This window comes from Baekduia sp., assembly GCF_035318805.1.
Classification (GTDB): Bacteria; Actinomycetota; Thermoleophilia; order Solirubrobacterales; family Solirubrobacteraceae; genus Baekduia.
Map to the genome: position 1 here is coordinate 80,594 of NZ_DATHDY010000136.1, position 18,349 is coordinate 98,942.

19 protein-coding genes are annotated in these 18,349 nt (G+C 72.1%); 14 read left to right on the forward strand and 5 right to left on the reverse strand.

Going from position 1 to position 18,349, the window contains the following annotated elements:
- Positions 1-33: 33 nt before the first annotated feature.
- The 4 genes from VK501_RS26945 (at position 34) to VK501_RS26960 (ending at position 4,287) form a co-directional block, all read left to right on the forward strand.
- Positions 34-2,280, forward strand: a complete 2,247-nt coding sequence (locus VK501_RS26945; RefSeq protein ID WP_324343108.1) for an MMPL family transporter — start codon at positions 34-36, stop codon at positions 2,278-2,280.
- On the forward strand, positions 2,270-3,352 hold the full coding sequence (locus VK501_RS26950; protein ID WP_324343110.1) for a sensor histidine kinase: 1,083 nt from the start codon (positions 2,270-2,272) through the stop codon (positions 3,350-3,352). Before VK501_RS26945 ends, VK501_RS26950 begins: the two co-directional genes overlap by 11 nt.
- Positions 3,340-3,996 (forward strand): response regulator transcription factor, encoded by a 657-nt coding sequence (locus tag VK501_RS26955; protein WP_324343112.1) that lies wholly within the window; start codon positions 3,340-3,342, stop codon positions 3,994-3,996. Before VK501_RS26950 ends, VK501_RS26955 begins: the two co-directional genes overlap by 13 nt.
- Positions 3,997-4,068: 72 nt before the next feature.
- Positions 4,069-4,287: a hypothetical protein gene (locus VK501_RS26960; protein WP_324343114.1), complete on the forward strand. Its 219-nt coding sequence runs from the start codon at positions 4,069-4,071 to the stop codon at positions 4,285-4,287.
- A 54-nt stretch (positions 4,288-4,341) separates the two neighbouring features.
- Here the strand turns inward: VK501_RS26960 and VK501_RS26965 are convergent, their stop codons facing one another.
- On the reverse strand, positions 4,342-4,758 hold the full coding sequence (locus tag VK501_RS26965; protein ID WP_324343116.1) for a thioesterase family protein: 417 nt from the start codon (positions 4,756-4,758) through the stop codon (positions 4,342-4,344).
- A gap of 44 nt (positions 4,759-4,802) precedes the next feature.
- Here VK501_RS26965 and VK501_RS26970 point away from each other — a divergent pair, with 44 nt between their 5' ends.
- Entirely contained in the window at positions 4,803-5,348 is a 546-nt protein-coding gene (locus VK501_RS26970; protein ID WP_324343117.1) for a cysteine hydrolase family protein, read from the forward strand.
- A 15-nt stretch (positions 5,349-5,363) separates the two neighbouring features.
- On the forward strand, positions 5,364-7,103 hold the full coding sequence (poxB, locus tag VK501_RS26975; RefSeq protein ID WP_324343119.1) for a ubiquinone-dependent pyruvate dehydrogenase: 1,740 nt from the start codon (positions 5,364-5,366) through the stop codon (positions 7,101-7,103).
- 287 nt (positions 7,104-7,390) lie between these two features.
- Here poxB and VK501_RS26980 read toward each other — a convergent pair whose 3' ends face one another.
- A complete protein-coding gene (locus tag VK501_RS26980) occupies positions 7,391-7,876 on the reverse strand; it encodes a GNAT family N-acetyltransferase (protein ID WP_324343121.1) in 486 nt (161 codons plus the stop codon).
- A 1,070-nt stretch (positions 7,877-8,946) separates the two neighbouring features.
- Entirely contained in the window at positions 8,947-10,161 is a 1,215-nt protein-coding gene (locus tag VK501_RS26985) for a S8 family serine peptidase (RefSeq protein ID WP_324343123.1), read from the reverse strand.
- Positions 10,162-10,408: 247 nt separating this feature from the next.
- On the opposite strand from VK501_RS26985, the gene VK501_RS26990 reads away from it, so the two are divergent.
- The 7 genes from VK501_RS26990 (at position 10,409) to VK501_RS27020 (ending at position 15,373) form a co-directional block, all read left to right on the forward strand.
- Complete coding sequence (locus VK501_RS26990; RefSeq protein WP_324343125.1) at positions 10,409-11,239, forward strand: MIP/aquaporin family protein; 831 nt, start codon at positions 10,409-10,411, stop codon at positions 11,237-11,239.
- 60 nt (positions 11,240-11,299) lie between these two features.
- Positions 11,300-11,965 carry a hypothetical protein gene (locus VK501_RS26995; protein ID WP_324343127.1) on the forward strand — a complete coding sequence of 222 codons (666 nt, stop codon included), beginning with the start codon at positions 11,300-11,302 and terminating at the stop codon, positions 11,963-11,965.
- A 121-nt stretch (positions 11,966-12,086) separates the two neighbouring features.
- The gene (locus tag VK501_RS27000) at positions 12,087-12,299 is read left to right on the forward strand and encodes a hypothetical protein (protein ID WP_324343129.1); all 213 of its coding nucleotides are present in this window, start codon (positions 12,087-12,089) and stop codon (positions 12,297-12,299) included.
- A gap of 450 nt (positions 12,300-12,749) precedes the next feature.
- Positions 12,750-13,184: a YccF domain-containing protein gene (locus tag VK501_RS27005; protein ID WP_324343131.1), complete on the forward strand. Its 435-nt coding sequence runs from the start codon at positions 12,750-12,752 to the stop codon at positions 13,182-13,184.
- A gap of 310 nt (positions 13,185-13,494) precedes the next feature.
- The gene (locus tag VK501_RS27010) at positions 13,495-13,890 is read left to right on the forward strand and encodes a hypothetical protein (RefSeq protein ID WP_324343133.1); all 396 of its coding nucleotides are present in this window, start codon (positions 13,495-13,497) and stop codon (positions 13,888-13,890) included.
- 88 nt (positions 13,891-13,978) lie between these two features.
- Positions 13,979-14,710 carry an MgtC/SapB family protein gene (locus VK501_RS27015; RefSeq protein WP_324343135.1) on the forward strand — a complete coding sequence of 244 codons (732 nt, stop codon included), beginning with the start codon at positions 13,979-13,981 and terminating at the stop codon, positions 14,708-14,710.
- Positions 14,711-14,755: 45 nt separating this feature from the next.
- Positions 14,756-15,373: a rhomboid family intramembrane serine protease gene (locus VK501_RS27020; protein WP_324343137.1), complete on the forward strand. Its 618-nt coding sequence runs from the start codon at positions 14,756-14,758 to the stop codon at positions 15,371-15,373.
- Positions 15,374-15,461: 88 nt separating this feature from the next.
- Here VK501_RS27020 and VK501_RS27025 read toward each other — a convergent pair whose 3' ends face one another.
- Positions 15,462-16,433 carry an NAD(P)-dependent alcohol dehydrogenase gene (locus VK501_RS27025; protein WP_349261074.1) on the reverse strand — a complete coding sequence of 324 codons (972 nt, stop codon included), beginning with the start codon at positions 16,431-16,433 and terminating at the stop codon, positions 15,462-15,464.
- A gap of 193 nt (positions 16,434-16,626) precedes the next feature.
- On the opposite strand from VK501_RS27025, the gene VK501_RS27030 reads away from it, so the two are divergent.
- Positions 16,627-17,031: a VOC family protein gene (locus tag VK501_RS27030; RefSeq protein ID WP_324343141.1), complete on the forward strand. Its 405-nt coding sequence runs from the start codon at positions 16,627-16,629 to the stop codon at positions 17,029-17,031.
- A 47-nt stretch (positions 17,032-17,078) separates the two neighbouring features.
- Here VK501_RS27030 and VK501_RS27035 read toward each other — a convergent pair whose 3' ends face one another.
- Positions 17,079-18,314 (reverse strand): hypothetical protein, encoded by a 1,236-nt coding sequence (locus tag VK501_RS27035; protein ID WP_324343143.1) that lies wholly within the window; start codon positions 18,312-18,314, stop codon positions 17,079-17,081.
- Positions 18,315-18,349 lie beyond the last annotated feature (35 nt).

Below are 18,349 nucleotides of genomic sequence, written 5' to 3' on the forward strand. Positions count from 1 at the left end.
GACGCGCGGCCTCCGCGCGACGACGCTTGGGCCATGACCTCCTCTCCTTCCTCTGACTCCTCGCAGCCGGTGCGTGGCGACGGGGCGCTGGCCGGCGCGGTGCGCCGCGCCGCAGGCGCCTCGGCCCGCCGGCCGCGCACGATGATCGCCCTCTGGCTGGTGCTCGTCATCGGCTGCTTCGTCGCCGGGGGACTCGCCGGCACCAAGGAGCTGACCGGCGCGCAGGCCGGCGTCGGCGAGTCCGCCCGCGCCGATGCGCGCATCGACGCCGCCGGCCTGCGCGATGCTGCGACCGAGAACGTGCTCGTCCGCTCCGGCGACGCCGCCACGACCGCCCGCGCGGCCGCCGCGCTGCAGCAGCGCCTGCGCGCGGTGCGCGAGGTGGAGTCCGTCCGCGGCCCGCGTGACGCTCCTGCGCTCTCGACCGCCGGCGGGCGCACCGTGCTCGTGCAGGCGACCCTGCGCGGCGATCCCGACGACGCGGCCGACCACGTCGCCGGCGTGCAGCGCGCCGTCGCCGCCACCCAGGCTTCGCAGCACGGGGTCCGGCTCCAGCAGTCCGGGCCCGGATCGATCGACGACGCGATCAACACGATGGTCGGCGACGACCTGCACCGCGCCGAGCTCATCTCGCTCCCGCTCACCCTGATCATCCTCGTCCTGGCCTTCGGCGCCCTGGTGGCCGCGTCGGTGCCGCTGCTGCTCGGAGTCACCTCGGTCGCCGCGGCGATGGGCGCGCTGGGCGTCGTCTCGCAGGTCGCGCCGATCGATCAGACGACGGGCTCGCTCGTCGTGCTGATCGGCCTGGCGGTGGGCGTCGACTACTCGTTGTTCTACATCCGCCGCGAGCGCGAGGAACGCGCCGCCGGCCGCGGGCCGCACGCCGCGCTGGAGGCCGCCGCCGCGACGGTCGGCCGCGCCATCCTGGTCTCCGGGCTGACGGTCATCGTGGCGCTCTCGGGCCTGCTGGTGACCGGGCTGTCGGTGTTCAAGGCCAGCGCGCTGGCGACGATGCTCGTCGTCACGATCTCGGTCATCGGCTCGCTCACCGTGCTGCCGGCCGTGCTGGCGCTCCTGGGCGACCGCATCAACAAGGGACGCGTGCCGTTCCTCGGGCGCCGCGGCGCCACGCCGGTCGGGGCCCGCCCGCGCGGCGCCTGGGCCGCGCTGGCGCGGCTGGTGACGCGCCGGCCGCTCGCCTCGCTCGTCGCCGCCGCGTGCCTGCTCGGCGCGCTGGCGGTCCCGGCGTTCCAGATGAACACGGCCAACGGCGGCAACTCGGGCCTGCCGCGCGACCTGCCGATCGCCCAGGCCAACGCCGCGATCGAGCGCGCGTTCCCCGGCGCGCCCGACAGCGCGCAGCTGGTCGTCAGCGGCCGCCGGCTCGACACCCCGACCGCGCGCACGAGGCTCGAGGCGCTCGGCCGGCGCGCGCTGCGCACCACCGGCGGCCGCGGCCGGATCACGATCGATGTGGCGCGCGACGGGCGCACCGCGCTGGTCGGCGTGCCGATGCCCGACCACGGCGCGGGGAAGTCGGGCGGCGTGGTCCACGCGCTGCGCGCCGAGGTGCTGCCGACCGCGGCACGGGTCGGGCCCGGCGCCCAGGCGCTGCTGACCGGCTCGGCGGCGGGCGAGACGGACTTCACCGACCGCCTGGCGCAGCGCACGCCGTGGGTCATCGCGTTCGTCCTCGGCCTGGCGATGGTGCTCCTGCTCGCCGCGTTCCGGTCGCTCCCGCTGGCGCTCGCCGTCATGGGCCTGAACCTGCTGTCGATCGGCGCGACGTACGGGATCCTCGTCAGCGTCTTCCAGAGCACGTGGGCCGAGGGCGTCCTGGACTTCACGTCCACCGGCGCGGTCGTCAGCTGGCTGCCGCTGTTCGCGTTCGTGATCCTGTTCGGGTTGTCGATGGACTACACGGTGCTGGTGCTCGAGCGCGTCCGTGAGGCGCGGCGCTCGGGCCTGCCCGCGCGCGAGGCCGCGGCGGCCGGCGTCGGCGCCACCGCGGGGACGATCACCAGCGCGGCCGTGGTCATGGTGGCCGTCTTCGCGGTCTTCGCGACGCTGCGGCTCCTGGACATGAAGCAGCTCGGCGTCGGCCTGGCCGCCGCCGTGCTGCTGGACGCGACGCTCGTGCGCGGCGTCGCGCTGCCGGCCGCGATCGCCGTGCTGGGCGACCGGGGCTGGAAGGTCCCGCGCCGTCGCGCTCGCGACCGCACGCAGTGGGATCATGGCCGTCCCGCGGTCGCCACCGTGGAAGCCCACCATGGACGCTAGCCCGGCGCAGGCCGACACCCCGACGGAGCCGACGGCGGCCACGCCGCCCGAGGCTCCCACGCCCGCCGAGCCGTTCGACGCGCTCCCGCTGCACGTGGCGCTGTCGGCGCTGGCGGGCCTCGCGGTGACGATCGTCTGGGGCGCGTCGGGCGGCGGGTTCTACTGGCCGATGTGGGTGTGGCTCGGCGTGTCGATCCCGATCGCCGTCCACGTCCTGATCCGCTTCGGGCTCAGCCGGCCGACCAGCGCCGGGCATGCGCTGGCGATCCACGCCGCGAGCAGCGGCGCGCTCGGCGTGCTGCTGCTCCTGCTCTGGGCGATGACCGACAGCCCGACGTTCTGGCCGGTCTGGCCGCTGCTGGCGCTCGGGTCCTCCGTCGCGGTGCATGCGCTGATCACCTACGCCGACCGGCTGCCGGGCCGCCGGCGCGAGGCGCAGCTTGCCGAGCGGGTGGGCGAGCTGACCCGCACGCGGCGGGGCGCGCTCGACGTCCAGGCCGCCGAGCTGCGGCGCATCGAGCGCGACCTGCACGACGGCGCGCAGGCGCGGCTGGTGGCGCTCAGCCTGCTGCTCGGACGGACCGAGGAGCGGCTGGCCGACCGGCCCGAGGAGGCCGAGCTCGTGCGCCGCGCGCGCGGCGAGGCGAGCGCCGCGATCGGGGAGCTGCGCGACCTGGCGCGCGGGATCGCGCCGCCGGTGCTGGCCGACCGCGGCCTGGCCGCGGCGGTCGAGGCCCTGGGGCGCCGCGCGGCGACGCCGGTGACCGTCCACGCCTCGGAGCTGGACCACCGCCCGCTGCCGGTCGTTGAGACCGCGGCGTACTTCGTCGTGGCCGAGGCGCTGACCAACGTGGCCAAGCACGCGGGCGCGCCCGCTCACGTCCACCTCGTGGAGGAGGATGGACGCCTCGTGATCGAGATCGTCGACGAGGGCCCCGGCGGGGCGGACGCCAACGGCGGCGGGCTGACTGGCCTGCGCCATCGCGTCGAGGCGCTCGACGGCGAGCTGACCGTCACCAGCGTCGCAGGGCAGGGCACCACGGTCCGGGCGGAGCTGCCGTGCGGGCCGTGATCGTCGAGGACCTCGCCCTGCTGCGCGAGGGGATCGTGGCGCTGCTGCGCGAGCACGACGTCGACGTCGTCGCCCAGGCCGAGGACGGCGAGGGGCTGCTGCGCATCGTCGCCGGGCACAAGCCCGACCTCGCGGTGGTCGACGTGCGGCTGCCGCCGACGTTCACCGACGAGGGGCTGCGGGCCGCGATCGAGGCCCGCCGGCGCCAGCCGGGCCTCAACGTGCTGATCCTGTCGCAGTACGTCGAGCCGGTGTACACCGCGGAGCTGCTGGAGTCCGGCGAGGGCGGCATCGGCTACCTGCTCAAGGAACGGGTGGGGGAGGTCCGCGCGTTCATGGACGCCGTGGAGCGCGTGGCCGCCGGCGGCACCGCGCTGGACCGCGAGGTCGTCTCCGAGCTGGTCCGCGGCCGCGACCGGGGCGCCGGCGGCGACCGGCTCGCCGCGCTGACGCCGCGCGAGCGCGAGGTCCTCGAGCTGATGGCCGAGGGCCGCACGAACGCCGCGATCGCCCGTCACCTCGTGGTGACGCCCGGCGCCGTGGAGAAGCACGTCACCAACATCTTCGGCAAGCTCGACCTGTTCGCCACCGACGACGACCATCGCCGGGTGCTGGCCGTGCTGACGTTCCTGCGGGCGGCGTGAAGGGGGCCTGCGACGTCACGGGCGCAGCATGCCGTACGTGCCCAACCGGCCGGGCTGTCATCCTCTCTCGACATGAGCAACCTCTCTCGCCGCCCGGGCTCCGGCATCTCCCGCAGCGCGCGCGAGCGCCGCGCGTTCCAGCTCCTCGTGGTGGGCGGTGGCGCGGCCGCCGTCGCCGTCGTCACGTTCGTCCTGGCCGTCGCCGGCGTGATCGGCTGGGGCATCTTCCTGCTCGCGCTGATCGTCGCCGGCGTGTCGGGCCTGCTGTTTCGCCGCACCGTCGGGCAGTAGCCGTTCGGCAGCTCCGCGGCGGGCTCGAGGGTGCTGCCAGCGGCGACCGGTCGCTCAGGAGGCGCCGGACCCGGTGGCGAGCGCCTCTCGCTCAGCGTCGCTCAGCGCACGTGCGCTCCGCGCCCGGGCGTCCCAGGCGACGAGCACCGACCGGCCGGCCGCGGCGACCGTCCCGTCGGGCAGCGTGATCTCCTGGCCGACGGTGATGCTCGTGGTGCCGACGCGCTCGACGAACGTCCGCACGTCGACGTGCCCGTGGGCGTGGCGCACCTCGCGGCGGTAGTCGAGCTCGACGCGCGCCAGCACGAACGGGAAGCGGCCGACGGCGCCGAGCGAGCTCAGCAGCGCCCCGCGGCCCTCCTCCAGCAGCTCGTGGTAGACGGCCTGGTTGACGTGGCCGAGCATGTCCATGTCGCGCCAGCGCAGCGCGATCCGGACGATGGTCTCAGCGCCGTGTTCGGTCGTGGGCACCGGCCCCACCCTAGTTCCGGGAGCGCATGCGCGATCATCGCCCCATGTCCAAGGCCCTGCTGCTCATCGACATCCAGCGCGACTACTTCCCCGGCGGCGCCCATCCGCTGGTCGGACCCGAGCCTGCCGCCGAGGCGGCACGGCGTCTGCTGGCGGACTACCGCGACCGCGGCGAGCCCGTCATCCACCTCCAGCACATCTCCGAAGGCCCCGACGCGACGTTCATGCGACCCGGGACCGACGGGGTGGAGATCCACCCGCTCGTCGCGCCGGCCGGCGACGAGCCGGTCATCCAGAAGCAGGCACCCAACGGGTTCGTCGGGACCAGCCTGGAACGCGAGCTGCGCGGCCACGGCATCGACGAGATCGTGGTCGCCGGGATGATGAGCAGCATGTGCGTGGACGCGACCGTCCGCGCGGCGGTCGACCTCGGCTTCACCGCGACCGTCGTCCACGACGGCTGCGCCGCCCCGGATCTCCGCTTCGGTGACGAGACGATCCCGGGCGCCACGGTCCACGCCTCCTTCATGGCGGCCCTGGACGGCATGTACGCCGACGTCGTGAGCGCCGACGAGGCGCTCGGTGACTAGGAGGCCCCTGACGCCATGCCGACCACCATCGCGGACGTCGTCGTCGCCACCCTGAAGGACTCGGGGGTCCAGCGGGTGTACGGGTTGCCCGGCGACTCGCTCAACGGCTTCACCGACGCGCTGCGGCGCGACGGCGGGCTCGCCTGGCAGCTCGTCCGCCACGAGGAGGCCGCGGCGTTCGCCGCCGCCGGCGAGGCGGCCGTCACGGGCGAGCTGGCCGTGTGCGCGGCCAGCTGCGGCCCGGGCAACCTGCATCTCATCAACGGCCTGTTCGACGCGCACCGCAGCCGAGTGCCGGTGCTGGCGATCGCGGCGCACATCCCACGCGAGGAGATCGGCGGCGGCTACTTCCAGGAGACGCATCCGCAGGAGCTCTTCCGCGAATGCAGCGTGTACTGCGAGATGATCAGCGTCGCCGAGCAATTGCCGCGGATGCTCGAGATCGCCATGCGCTGCGCGATCGAGCGCCAGGGCGTCGCGGTCGTCGTCGTCCCGGGCGAGATCTTCCTGGAGCGCGCCGCCGAGCCGGCCGCCCGGCCTCGCGCGATCCGCGCGACGTCCTCGGTCGTCCGGCCCGCCGACGGCGACCTCGCCGCGGCCGCGGCGGTGCTCAACCGCGCCGAGCGCGTGACGATCCTCGCCGGTGCCGGCTGCGCGGGAGCGCACGACGAGGTCGTGGCGCTCGCCGGCGCGCTGCAGGCGCCGATCGTCCACGCGTTGCGCGGCAAGGAGCACCTGGCGCACGACAACCCGTTCGACGTCGGGATGACCGGGCTGCTCGGCTTCACCTCGGGCTACCGCGCGATGGAGCACTGCGACGCGCTGCTGATGCTCGGCACCGACTTCCCGTACCGCGCGTTCTACCCCGACGACGTGCCGGTCGTGCAGGTGGACCTCCGCGGTGAGCAGATCGGCCGGCGCACGGCCGTCGACGTCGCGCTCGTCGGGACCGTCAAGGACACGATCGACGCGCTGGCGCCGCGGCTGCGCACCGAGCGCGACCCAGCGCACCTGGAGCGCATGCTCGCCCACCACCAGCGCGCGCGAGCGCGGCTCGACGCCCTGGCCGGCGAGGACCCCGAGCGCAGCCCGCTGCACCCGCAGCTCGTAGCGGCGACGATCGACCGGCTCGCCACCGGCGACGCCGTGTTCGTCGCCGACGTCGGCACCCCCGTGGTGTGGGCGAGCCGCTACCTGACGTTCAACGGCCGCCGGCGCCTGCTCGGCTCGTTCGTCCACGGGACGATGGCCAACGCGCTGCCGCAGGCGATCGGCGTGCAGGCGTCGCAGCCCGGGCGCCAGGTGGTCTCGCTGTCGGGCGACGGCGGCCTCACGATGCTGCTCGGCGAGCTCGTCACGCTGCGCCAGCAGGAGCTGCCCGTCAAGGTGGTGGTCTTCAACAACGGTGCGCTGTCGTTCGTCGAGCTGGAGATGAAGGCCGCCGGCATCGTCAACTTCGGCACGGAGCTCGACAACCCCAACTTGGCCGACGTCGCCCGCTCGGTCGGCCTCCACGGTGCCCGCGTCGAGCGCGGCGCCGAGCTCGAGCCGGCCCTGCGCGCCGCCTTCGCCCACGCCGGCCCGGCCCTGGTCGAGGTCCTGACCGACCGCCACGAGCTGTCCATGCCGCCCAAGGTCACCCTCGATCAGGTCAAGGGCTTCTCGCTCTGGGCGACCCGCACGATCCTCTCCGGACGCGGCGACGAGATCCTCGACGTCGCCCGGACCAACCTGCGGGAGCTGGGGAGGGAGTGACGCGGGGGCGGGGGCCCGAACGCGCGCCTTATGTGAGCCGGGCTCGCCGTAAGGCGGGCTGGGGGCTGCGGTCCGGGCGGGTCGGGCGGCGGCGCCGGGTCCGGACCGGGCGGTCCCGGCTCGGGGCCGGGCGGCATCGGATCGGGAAGCTCGACGGATACGCGAACGGACATGGCAGCACCTCGTGGTCGTGGGCCGTGCGTTCAGTGTGACGCGCGGGCGCTCTGGAAGGAGCGCGTCGGGAACGCGGTCCGGGACCGCCGCCTACGCGCGAGAACCCTGTGTGGTCAACGGTCCTGCAGGAGGCAGCGGAGGACCACGATGCGGTCGTCGTTCGGGTAGGGCTCGGAGGTCGTGAAGCCCACCGCGGCGTAGGTCCGGATCGCCGGCGTGTTGTCGGCGAAGACGCGGAGCTCGACGTCGGTGAAGCCGTGCGCAGCGGCCCAGTCCAGCGCCGCGCCGACGATCGGCTTGCCGAGGCCTTCGCCGCGGCGGGCCGGATCCACGACGACGCGAGCGAGGCGGCCTTCGCTCGGGCCCAAGCGGACGATCTCGAGATGCGCGACCGGGACGTCGGGCGTGGCCGGCTCGTGCGCGGTGAAGGGGGTGTACGTGGCCTCGTCGCGGAGGCCCTGGAGCTGCTCGGCCGTCAACGGCCACGTGAGCGTCCGGCCCGCGATGCGCTCGAGCGCCACAGCGTCGGGGACCCACGAGAGCAGCGCGGCGTCGTCGGCGGACGTGAAGGCGCGCAGGGCGATGCGGGGCGCGGTCATGCGTCTCCTAGGGCCATCGATCGGAGGCTAGACGAGCGACCCGCTTGTCACGGCCGCGACAGGAAGCGAGACTCGATCCATCGGCTGCCTCCTCGCACTCCTCGCGCAGGTAGGACCATTCCGAATCCCAGTGATAATCTCGTAGTAGTGATGTCCCGCTCGCATACGATCGACCTGTCCGCCGCCGCAGCGACGACGCTGAGCGCCGATCGCGTCGGCGTCCGACATTTCCAATGGTCGTGCGCTGAGCGATCCATTCGAGAGGAGCACGTGAGGTCATGGGGCGTCGTCTACCCGCCGCGGGATTCTGCTGAGCTGCACGAGCGGGCCCTAACCCCGGCAGAAGTGGCGACTCGACTGGCACGGGACGATCTGACGCCGGGGATGCGCGAAATCGTTCGGCAAGGCGGTAAGCCGATCCGGGTGAGATATCGCGGGGGACTGCGAGAGGTCGAAGTCGACTCCGGGGCGGTCACGAGCATCGGCTCGGCGGGCGGGCCATATCAACCTGGCAGTCCCCAGTGGTTTCTTGAGGTGTGCCGCACGATGGCCCCCGTCGCGTCAGAGGCGCGGGAGACACCGCTAGGAGCCGTCACAGCCATCAGGGGCGTGACCGATCTCGTGCGCGCACGAGAGCTCCGCCGCAGACTCGCGGCCCCGGGCCGCGTCCGACGCACGGTTCTGGACCGCCATCCGAGTTGGCGGGCCATGCCCACAACGGTCGTGGTCGACACCAATGGAGCCGTCGCGGTCGTGCGTGTCGAGCCGCCGGCACGATTGCGGAGTGGCGCGGTGATGACGTGGCTGGTCGAGTTCTCGGCAGTCGTACCAATCGGGCCGGCTGCGGGCTTGGACGACCCCTCCTGGCTCGCGCACCTCGCAGCGGAGTGAGCACGGGCTCCTGTGCGTTTCTCGCGAATTTCGCCCACGAACTCATCATTGCGGTCGCGTCACACGCGCGGCGCGCCCTCCCGCCCGAACCATCAATGCTCGCTAATCGGCGTTATGTCTACTAGCAACCGTCAGGCCGCGGCTCCGGCAAGCCTCCATGCTCGTTCTGAAGGCGGTTGTCAGCCGGCGGCCATGAGCACGTTCACGCGCCCGAAGCCGTACTGCGGATCGCGCCCGGGAGCGCCGCGGTCGTCGACCGACGCGTCGAGCTTCGCGCGCGCCTGGTCGGCGGTGAAGCCCGGGTTCCGCGTGCGGATGATCGCGGCGACGCCCGCGACCTGCGGCGTGGCCATCGACGTACCCGACATCGGCACGTAGGCGCTGTCGGACGTGTTGAACGTCGAGAGCACGTTGACGCCAGGCGCGGCGATCTCGACGTCGCTGTTGGCATTGGAGAACAACGCCCGCCGGTCGCTGCTGTCGGTCGCGGCGACGGACACGACCTCGGCGTACGCGGCCGGATAGTTGAGGCTCGCGTTGGCGTCGTTGCCGGCGGCCGCGACGAGCAGCACGTCCTTGCCCGCGGCGTAGCGGACCGCGTTCTGCAGCGTCGTCGTCCCGGCGCCGCCGAGGCTCATCGAGATGACCTTCGCGCCCTTGTCAGCGAGGTAGGTGATGCAGTTGGCCACGTCGGAGGTCAATCCCTGCCCGAGCAGCCCCCCGACCGGCTTGCAGACCGCGAGCGGACTGTCGAACGCGACGCCCGTGACGCCCTTGCCGTTGTTCGCGTCGGCCGTGATGAGCCCGGCGACGTGCGTGCCGTGGCCGTAGTCGTCCGCGCAGGTCCCCTCGGTGATCGATGCGGCCCCGGTCAGCGGCGCGCTGGAGGACTCCGCGCAATCGGCGAGCTTGCCGACGAGGTCCTCGTGCGTGGCGCGGATCCCCGTGTCGACGATGCCGACCTTCACGCCGCCCGTGGCGGGGAAGGTGCCGAGGCCGGCGGCGTCCCAGCCTTCGGGCGCGTCGATGTCGGCGTCCGGCGTGCCACCCGTCTGGCCGGTGTTGTTGAGCCCGTAGAGCTCGGGGTAGCGCGGGTCGTTGGGCGTGGTGAAGATCCGCAGCGTGCGGTTGGGCTCGGCGTAGTCGACAAGGTCGCGGCGGTTCAGCGCGGCGACGAGCGCCGAGGGATCGCCGTCGGGCCGCACCACCGCGGCCCCGAGCGCCGGGACCGTGCCCACCTGCCGCGCGGCGCCCAGCAGCGCGGCGGTCGCCGCCGGCGCGGCGCCCGCACGGAACTTGACGATGACGGTCTGCGGTTCGGCGGCGCCGGCCGGGCCGGCCGCCAGGCCGCAGCCGACGGCGATGAGCACGACAGCGCGCACGACGGCGTGCATGAACGACATTCTCCCGGTCCGGGCGCAAGGAGCGCAACGCGTGGCCCAGCAGATCGCCGACGTTCTTGACCGCGGCCCGTCGCCCGGCCATCGCTTGGGGCCATCTGCTTCAAGCCGCCGGGTTCATCCGATCCGGGCGATGCGCGGGCTGGGACGCCGTCATACGGTCGGGACATGGGTGTCGGGCCGGGGAGCTCGGACGCGAGCGCTTTCTCATGCCTAGACCATGAATGGAGATTTCAGGCTCATGGATGCGACGTCATCGGCCGCGGATCAGAGCACACGGCAGTATCTTGCTGAGCGGTTCGAAGCGGATGTGATCCGTCCGATCGAGGACTTCCAGAACCCGAAGCAGGAGTGGAGGCGACTGTTCTCCGAGTTGTTCGGAACGTTCCTCCTGGTGCTCGTGGCGGCCGGCGGCGGAATGATGAGCCACGCGTTCCCGGACACGATCGAACGCTCCGCAGCGGTGGTCGCGCCGGGCCTGATGGTGCTGGGAATCATCCTGTTCATGGGCAAGATCTCGGGCGCACACCTCAACCCGGCGGTCAGTCTTGCGTTCGCTGCGCGTGGTGACTTTCCGTGGCGCCGTGTTCCCGGCTACGTCGTCGTGCAACTGGTCGGCGCGACGCTGGCCGCGTTGTTCCTTCGCGCGGTCATCGACGTGTCGGCGACCTATGGCTCGAACTACCCGGCGGCCTCGTACTCGGCGGGCTCCGCGTTCTGGATGGAGCTCATCCTGACCTTGGGGCTGGTGAGCGTGATTCTCGGCACCGCGTCCGGTGCGCAGAACATCGGGATCGTCGGCGCGTTCGGCATCGGCGCCTACATCGCACTGGCCGGCCTGTGGGGCAGCCCGATCTCGGGAACCTCGATGAACCCGGCCCGCACGTTCGGCCCGGATCTCGTCGGCGGAAGGTTCACCGACTACTGGGTGTACATCGCAGGCCCGATCGCCGGTGCCGCGGTGGCGGTCGCGGTTGCATTCGTGCTGCGCGGACCCGGCGGCGGGGGCGCGGGGTCCGGCGCCGCCCAAGGCGCGCTGCACACCGAGATCGCCCACCCCGACGAACTATGAGACGTCGTGAATGACGAGCCCGACCCGATCTGGCAGCGATAGCGTCGCGCCCGGTGCGTCGTGAGCCGCGAGCGCTTGATGGCCGGGCCGTTCGCGCTCGGATCCGTGTGCTTCGTCGTCGGGCCGTTCCCGGGCTACGCGCAGCTCGTCGGGGCGCAGGCCGATGCGATCACGTTCTTCGTCGGCTCGATCTTCTTCACGGGCGGCGGCGCGGTGCAGGCGGCGATCGCGTTCCCCGAGCGACGCTCCTTCCCCCACGGCCCGGCGGCGTGGCACGCCGCCGCGATCCAGCTCGCCGGAACGCTCTTCTTCAACGTCACGACCTACCAGGCCGTACATACGTCGCTCTCCAACGCCGACTACAACCGCGTCGTTTGGCGACCGGACGCGTTCGGCTCGATCTGCTTTCTGGTGTCGGGCGTGATCGCTTACCGCGCCTCGGCCCGCCGCGGCAGGCGGCCGGCGCACGGCCCCGCGGGCTGGTGGGAGCCGTCGATCAACCTGCTCGGCTGCGTCTTCTTCGGCATCGCCGCCGTCGCCGGCTACGTGGTCCCCGCGACCGGCTCGCCGCTGGACCTGGCCGCGGCCAACGTCAACACCGCGCTGGGCGCCGCGTGCTTCCTGACGTGCGCAGTGGCCACGCTGCGCACCGGACGCACGCTCAAGTCACCGCGCTTGCGCCGTCTAGGCGCGGTCGCCGTGCGCGACATCGTCCGAAGCGGGTGATGCCAACCGCCCGGCGCGGCGCCACGCTGCGGTGGCGGTCTCCCGGTCGCCGAGCGACCGGGGAGCGTCGATGACATGCCCGCCCGGGCGATGCCCACACCACGACCAGGGGGAAGGTTCCATGGAGAAGCGGCGTGACGAGCCCTCCGGCGGCGATTTTGCCGAAGGCGAGGAGACGGTGCCGAGGGACGAGCAGGTCGGCTCATTCGCCGAGGGCGAAGAGACCCTGCCCGAGGACGACAAAGTCGGCACGTTCGCCGAAGGCGAAGAGACCCTGCCCGAGGACGAGCAAGTCGGCACGTTCGCCGACACGGAGGACACGGACGGCGACTGACGCACAATCGCTCTCGGAGTGAAGTCGCGCGCGACGAGCGGACCTACCGGCGCTCGCCGAACTCGGGCTTGGGCACGACGCCGTAGCCGTCGCAGACCGGGCAGCGCGGGTCGATGTCTGCAGCGCGCCCGCGCGACCCCACCAAGCCGGTGCCACCGCAGGCGGGGCAATCCTCGGGCTCGCTCCCGTCCCCCCTCTGGTGCGCATCCCGCCCTGCTCGGTCACGGGGCATGGTGCCCATAGCCCATTGGCCTATAGGTCGTGGAAGGTCGGCGTCAACCAACGACGTCGGCCGACCGACGGCCCCAGACCAGAGCATCGGAAGCGGTACGCCCGCGTCGTCCTGGCTCGGCTTAGTGTGTCTTATGACCACGAGCGGGGAGACCAGACGAACGCGTCAGCCCCACCGTCCTCGCTGGACCGGCCATCCCAACCAAAGACGGACCGCCCATGCGCGTGCTGCTCAACATCATCTGGTTCGTGTTCGCCGGCCTGTGGCTGGCCATCGCTTATGCGTTCGCCGCGCTGATCTGCTTCGTCTTGATCATCACGATCCCGTTCGGCATCGCCGCGCTGCGCATCGCGCTGTTCGCGCTGTGGCCGTTTGGCAAGACCGTCGTCAAGCGCGCCGACGCCGGCGTGGCCTCCGGGATCGGCAACATCATCTGGTTCGTGCTCTGCGGGTGGTGGCTGGCGATCGGCCACCTCATCACCGGCATCGTGCTGTGCTTGACGATCATCGGCATCCCGCTCGGGCTCGCCAACTTCAAGCTCATCCCGGTGTCGCTGCTGCCCATGGGTCGCGAGATCGTCGACGTCGATCGCGCCCGCCGGCTCGGGATGACGGCGGTGGTCGAAGTGCCGGTCGACCCGTCGAAGCGCTAGATGGGTTGCTCCACGAGGCGGCAGCGAACCCGTGGAACAACTCATCTAGAGCAGGTCTCGCCCTGACAGGCCTCAGCTGGACTCATGGACAGTCGCCGGCCGGGGTGCTCGCGGCGAAGGTGGAGTCCGGTTCGTGGAGCTGCCTCAAAGGCGGTTCGCCGGATTCGCATCCGCCAGTGCACAGCGACGGCGCCGCTGACCGGTCCGTGAGGACAGGCCAACGGTGCCGGGCGGCCAGTGTCCGGGCTCGCAGGCCGCGGCCAGCATGTGCACGGCACTGACTCGGACGAAAAGGACAGCGAACAGCATGATGCCGGTCCGCAAGGCCCTCGTCGCAGCGCTCACCGCCACCGCCGCGCTCGCCGTCGGTGTGCCGGCGGCGAGCGCGAACGCAGCCGCCACCCCCCAGTTCTCCGTTCCGACGGGGTTGGCTCCAACCGCCTTCGGGGGGTTCCCGGAGACGCCGGTCGGTGGCATCTTGTCGACCCCGAGCAACACCGGCGCCGGGCCGTGCGGGTCCGCCACCGGCAACGAGGGCCAGGGTCGCACGGGCGGAAATGACTACCAGGTCTGCATGGGCACGGGCCTCAGCTTCATCGGCCCCTCCGTCGGCCAGATCGCCACGGTGGTCGGCCCTACGATCATCGGCCCCGCGTTCGTCGGCACCTCGGTCGTGTCCGCCGGCAACGTCGCGATCGGCCCCTGACATGCCCGCGCGCATCGTGGGCCAGCCGCGGCCGGCGATCGTCGGCGCACGTGTCGGCTGAGCACCGGCGCGCGAACCTGCGTGGAACATGATCGGCGCCTCTGTCACGGCGGTTGTCGCGGGTGCCCAAACGTGGAAGCAGATCGGTGAACTGGGGCTGGCGTTCGGGCTCGCATCGCTGATCGGGGTGGAGCGCGAGTGGCGCCACAAGCCCACCGGCCTGCGCACCCATACCTTGGTGGGCGTCGGTGCGGCGCTGTTCGTGATCGTCAGCAAGTACGGCTTCAGCGACGTCCCCGGCCGCCACGTCGTCCTGGATCCGTCGCGCGTGGCGGCCCAGATCGTGTCAGGGATCGGCTTCATCGGCGCGGGCCTGATCTTCGTGCGCGGCGATGCCGTACGGGGCCTGACGACCGCCGCGATCATCTGGATGACGACCGCGATCGGCATGGCCTGCGGCGCCGGGCTGGTCCACATAGCCCTGGTCGCCACGGCTGCCCATTTCGTCGTCGTGCTGGTCTACCCCCGGCTGCTCGCTGCGCTGCCTCGCTCACGCCATGTCAGCTTCGACCTCCGGGTCGTCTACGCGGACGGTCGCGGCATCCTTCGCGCGATCCTGTCGGAGAGCACGCGTCACGGCTTCGCGATCGTTCGGGTCACGACCCACCAGCTGGAACGCGAGATCCAGGGGATGTCCGCGGTGGCCGTGACGCTCGAGGTCCAAGGCCAGCCGACGGTCGATCCCCTGGCGGTCGCGGTGACCGACCTCCACGGCGTGTTCGAGGTCGCCACGACCGATCACTCGCGCAACGGCGAATGACGGGCGTCAGCAACGCGTTCGTCGGCCGCCTACCATCGCCGTGTCGTGCACGCCTCGCCCACCACGTCCGGCTCACCCGCCGTCAGCAGCGACCGCCGTCGCGGCCTGCTGCTGGTCGGGGCCATGTCGGCGGTCATGTGGATCGAGGAGATCGCCGACCAGCTCAGCGGCCAGCATCTGGACCAGTACGGCATCCGGCCACGTGGGACCGACGGGCTGATCGGCATCGTCGACGCGCCGTTCCTGCACGGCGGGTTCGGACATCTGATCGCCAACACCGTGCCGTTCCTGGTCCTCGGCGCGATCATCGCGCTGTCGGGGCTGGCGCGCGTCGCGCTGGTCACGGTGATCGTCGCCGGCGTCGGCGGCCTCGGCGTCTGGCTGCTGGCCGCCTCCGGCACCGACCACATCGGCGCGAGCGGCATCGTCTTCGGCTACGCCACCTACCTGATCACCCGCGGCCTCTTCAGCCACGACCTGCTGCACCTGGCCGCCGGCGCGATCGTCGCCGTCGTCTACGGCAGCACGCTGCTGTTCAGCGTGGTGCCGCACGACGGCGTGTCGTGGCAGGGGCATCTGTTCGGCGGCATCGGCGGCGTCATCGCCGCGCGTCTCCTGGACGTCCGCACGCAGCGTCGCCGGCTCGACCCGGCAATTGCCTAGAGCGTGGGTCCCAAACCCGCCGCGGGTTTCGCCCCCTGGGCGAAGACCCGCAAGGGAACCTGGCCCTCTGGGCCAGTGTTCCCCTGGGTCACGGTGCGACGACGATCTTGCCTCGCACCCGTCCGGCGGCGAGGTCGCGGATCGCATCCGGGACCTGCTGCAGCGCGACGACGCGGTCGATGACAGGCGTGACCGCGCCCGTCTCGATCAGTGCCCGGAGCACGTCGAGGTCTGCGCTGCTCTCGTTCGCGATGAACGTCCCGAGGCGCTGACGCACGAAGGGCGACAACGCCATGGCACGGAGTTGGCGGTCGATGCCGCCCGTCCAGCGACCTCCGCCTTCGCCGCCGACGATGACCAGCGTTCCGTGACGCGTGAGCACGCGACGCAGCTGTGACAGCGGCCGGTTGCCGCCGATGTCGAGGACGACGTCGTAGCGCTGGTCGTCGTCGGTGATGTCGGCGTGCGAGTAGTCGATCACGTGATCGGCGCCGATCGATCGCACCAGGTCGACCTTCGGCGTGCTGCAGACGCCGGTGACCTGCGCTCCAAATGCCTTGGCGATCTGCACGGCGAAGGTCCCGACGCCTCCCGAGGCACCGATGACCAGCACGCGCTGGCCGGCCTCGACGCGCCCACGATCGCGGAGGGCCTGCAAGGCGGTGACGGCGGAGACGGGCACGGCGGCCGCCTGCTCGAGCGTCAGGTTCTCCGGCATCCGCGCCAGCCGGTCCGGTCGCGCCAGGGCGTACTCGGCGAACGACGCGCGACACGTGCCGAACACCGACTCCCCGGCGCGGAATCCGGTCACGGCCGCGCCGACCGCCTCGACGACCCCCGCCACCTCCGAGCCCAGCCCGGCGGCCTTCGGCCTGCGCAGGCCGTAGCCGGCGATGCGCATCAGGTAGGGCCGGCCCGCCATGATGTGCCACGCACCCCGATCGAGGCCGGCCGCGCGCACGCGCAAGAGCACGTCGTCGTCACCGACCTGGGGCCGCTCCACGTCCCTGAGGTCCAGCACCTCAGCCGAGCCGTAGCGGTCTCGCACGACGGCCTTCATGGTCGGCCCGCGCGCCGGCGACGGCCTCGACGCGGCATCGCCACCGCCGACGGTCCCTGCGGTGCTGTCCATCACTCCCACCCTCCCCGAAGCGCGCCGTACGACATACGGCCCGTTGGCCGGATCGTACTCGTACGGTGCACACGTCCGAAGCCGACCGATGAGTTCCGCCCGTCCGCGTCGTCCTGGGGATATGACCGATACCAAGCAGGCCCCCACGACCGTCTCGAACATCGGCGTCGTCATGTTCACCGTCGCCGATCAGGATGCGGCCCTGGCGTTCTACACCGAGAAGCTGGGCTTCGAGCTCCGCGGCGACACCCGCTTCGGCGAGAACGACGAGATGCGCTGGCTCGAGGTTGCCCCGCCCGGCTCCCGCGCCCGCCTGGCGCTCAACCCGCCGATGTACGACAAGCCCGGCGGCAGCTCGATCGGCGTCGAGACGAAGGATGTCCTCGGCGAGCACGCGCGGCTCAGCGCCATCGGCGGCATCGACCTCGACGCCGAGCCGATGCGCACGCCCGGCGCGCCGCTCATGTTCATGCTGCGCGACCCCGACGGCAACACCGTCGTCGTGGTGGAGGAGCCCGCCGCGTAGGACGCCTCGACGCACACGCTCTCGGACGGCGGGCGGCCGCGCCCGGCTCAGCCGGGTAGGTAGGCCGCCCGCATCTGGCCGGTGCGCATCCGCTGTGGGTGGTCGCCGACCGGGATGCTGGCCACCTCCCTAGCGTCGTCGTAGGAGATGACGCCGACGCGGTCGTCGCCGCTGAACGACACCAGGCAGTGCTTGCCGTCGATGCTGTTGGTGGCCCAGTAGGGCTTCTGGCCGTGGGCGGCGATCTGGGTGGTGAACGTCGCGCGATCGACGACCGCCGCGTAGTCCGACATCGTTCCGGCCGCGCACAGCTTCGTGCCCGCGGCGTTCATCGCCAGGCCGTGATGGGCCGAGTCCAGGACGTACTCGTCGCGGCGCAGCGCCTGCGCGCTCTCGCTGACCGGCAGCATCGCCAGCCGCGTCGGCTTCTCCTGCTGGAGGTCGAACTCGACGAAGCCGTGGAAGAACGAGACCTGGAAGTACAGGAAGCGCTCGTCGGGCGAGAGCGTCATCGGCCGCACGGCCGAGCTCATGTCGGGGAAGCCGTAGTCGCGCAGGATCTTGCCCATGTCGAGGCGCTTGAGCACCTTGTAGGTCTTGGCGTCGACGACCTCGAACCAGCGGTCGCCCTTGGTCGCGTCGAGCTCCGGGGCGTCCAGCGGCGTGTACACGGTGCCGATGCTCGCGTGGAAGATGCTCGTGCCGTCCTTGGAGAAGTTGCTCTCGTGCGGCGAGTCGCCCGAGTCGATGCGGGCCACGATCTCGCCCTTCGCGGTGTCGATGACGTCGACGACCCGCGCGGTGGATGCCGAGACCAGCAGCCGCCGGCCGTCGGCCGAGAGCGCCATGTGGTCGGAGCGCTGGCCGTCGACCGGGACGCGCCAGACGATCTTCTTGGTCGCGAGGTCGAACGCGACGACGTCGGCGAGGCTGGGCCGCGACACGTACGCGTACCGGCCGTCGGGCGAGGTGAAGATGTCGTCCACGAACTGGTCGTGGCCTTCGCCGATCATCTGCCGGATCGCCAGGAAATAGGCCAGCCGCGCCGGGTCGGTCCGGATCTCGGCCATCCGCTCGGCGAGGTCGGGGACGACGTCGAACCGCGTCAGCCGCTGGAACGTGTGCCCGTCGAGCACGTCGGCCGTGCCGTCCCAGTTGTTGCCGACCATCACGACGTCGCGCGTCTCGGCCGTCGCCTGAGCGCCGGCCGGCGTGGCGCCCACCGCCAGTGCCAGCGCGAGCGCCGCGATGCCCACCAGCACCTTGGTCCTGTGACTGCGCACGTCGGCTCCTCCTGCTCCGGGGTTCTCGAAGGCGT

Bases quoted from the DNA above. Each gene is read 5' to 3' on its own strand.
- VK501_RS26945 (WP_324343108.1), top strand. From the start codon at position 34: ATGACCTCCTCTCCTTCCTCTGACTCCTCGCAGCCGGTGCGTGGCGAC.
- VK501_RS26950 (WP_324343110.1), top strand. From the start codon at position 2,270: ATGGACGCTAGCCCGGCGCAGGCCGACACCCCGACGGAGCCGACGGCG.
- VK501_RS26960 (WP_324343114.1), top strand. From the start codon at position 4,069: ATGAGCAACCTCTCTCGCCGCCCGGGCTCCGGCATCTCCCGCAGCGCG.
- VK501_RS26970 (WP_324343117.1), top strand. From the start codon at position 4,803: ATGTCCAAGGCCCTGCTGCTCATCGACATCCAGCGCGACTACTTCCCC.
- poxB (WP_324343119.1), top strand. From the start codon at position 5,364: ATGCCGACCACCATCGCGGACGTCGTCGTCGCCACCCTGAAGGACTCG.
- VK501_RS26980 (WP_324343121.1), bottom strand. From the start codon at position 7,876: ATGACCGCGCCCCGCATCGCCCTGCGCGCCTTCACGTCCGCCGACGAC.
- VK501_RS26985 (WP_324343123.1), bottom strand. From the start codon at position 10,161: ATGCACGCCGTCGTGCGCGCTGTCGTGCTCATCGCCGTCGGCTGCGGC.
- VK501_RS26990 (WP_324343125.1), top strand. From the start codon at position 10,409: ATGGATGCGACGTCATCGGCCGCGGATCAGAGCACACGGCAGTATCTT.
- VK501_RS27000 (WP_324343129.1), top strand. From the start codon at position 12,087: ATGGAGAAGCGGCGTGACGAGCCCTCCGGCGGCGATTTTGCCGAAGGC.
- VK501_RS27005 (WP_324343131.1), top strand. From the start codon at position 12,750: ATGCGCGTGCTGCTCAACATCATCTGGTTCGTGTTCGCCGGCCTGTGG.
- VK501_RS27010 (WP_324343133.1), top strand. From the start codon at position 13,495: ATGCCGGTCCGCAAGGCCCTCGTCGCAGCGCTCACCGCCACCGCCGCG.
- VK501_RS27015 (WP_324343135.1), top strand. From the start codon at position 13,979: ATGATCGGCGCCTCTGTCACGGCGGTTGTCGCGGGTGCCCAAACGTGG.
- VK501_RS27025 (WP_349261074.1), bottom strand. From the start codon at position 16,433: ATGAAGGCCGTCGTGCGAGACCGCTACGGCTCGGCTGAGGTGCTGGAC.
- VK501_RS27030 (WP_324343141.1), top strand. From the start codon at position 16,627: ATGACCGATACCAAGCAGGCCCCCACGACCGTCTCGAACATCGGCGTC.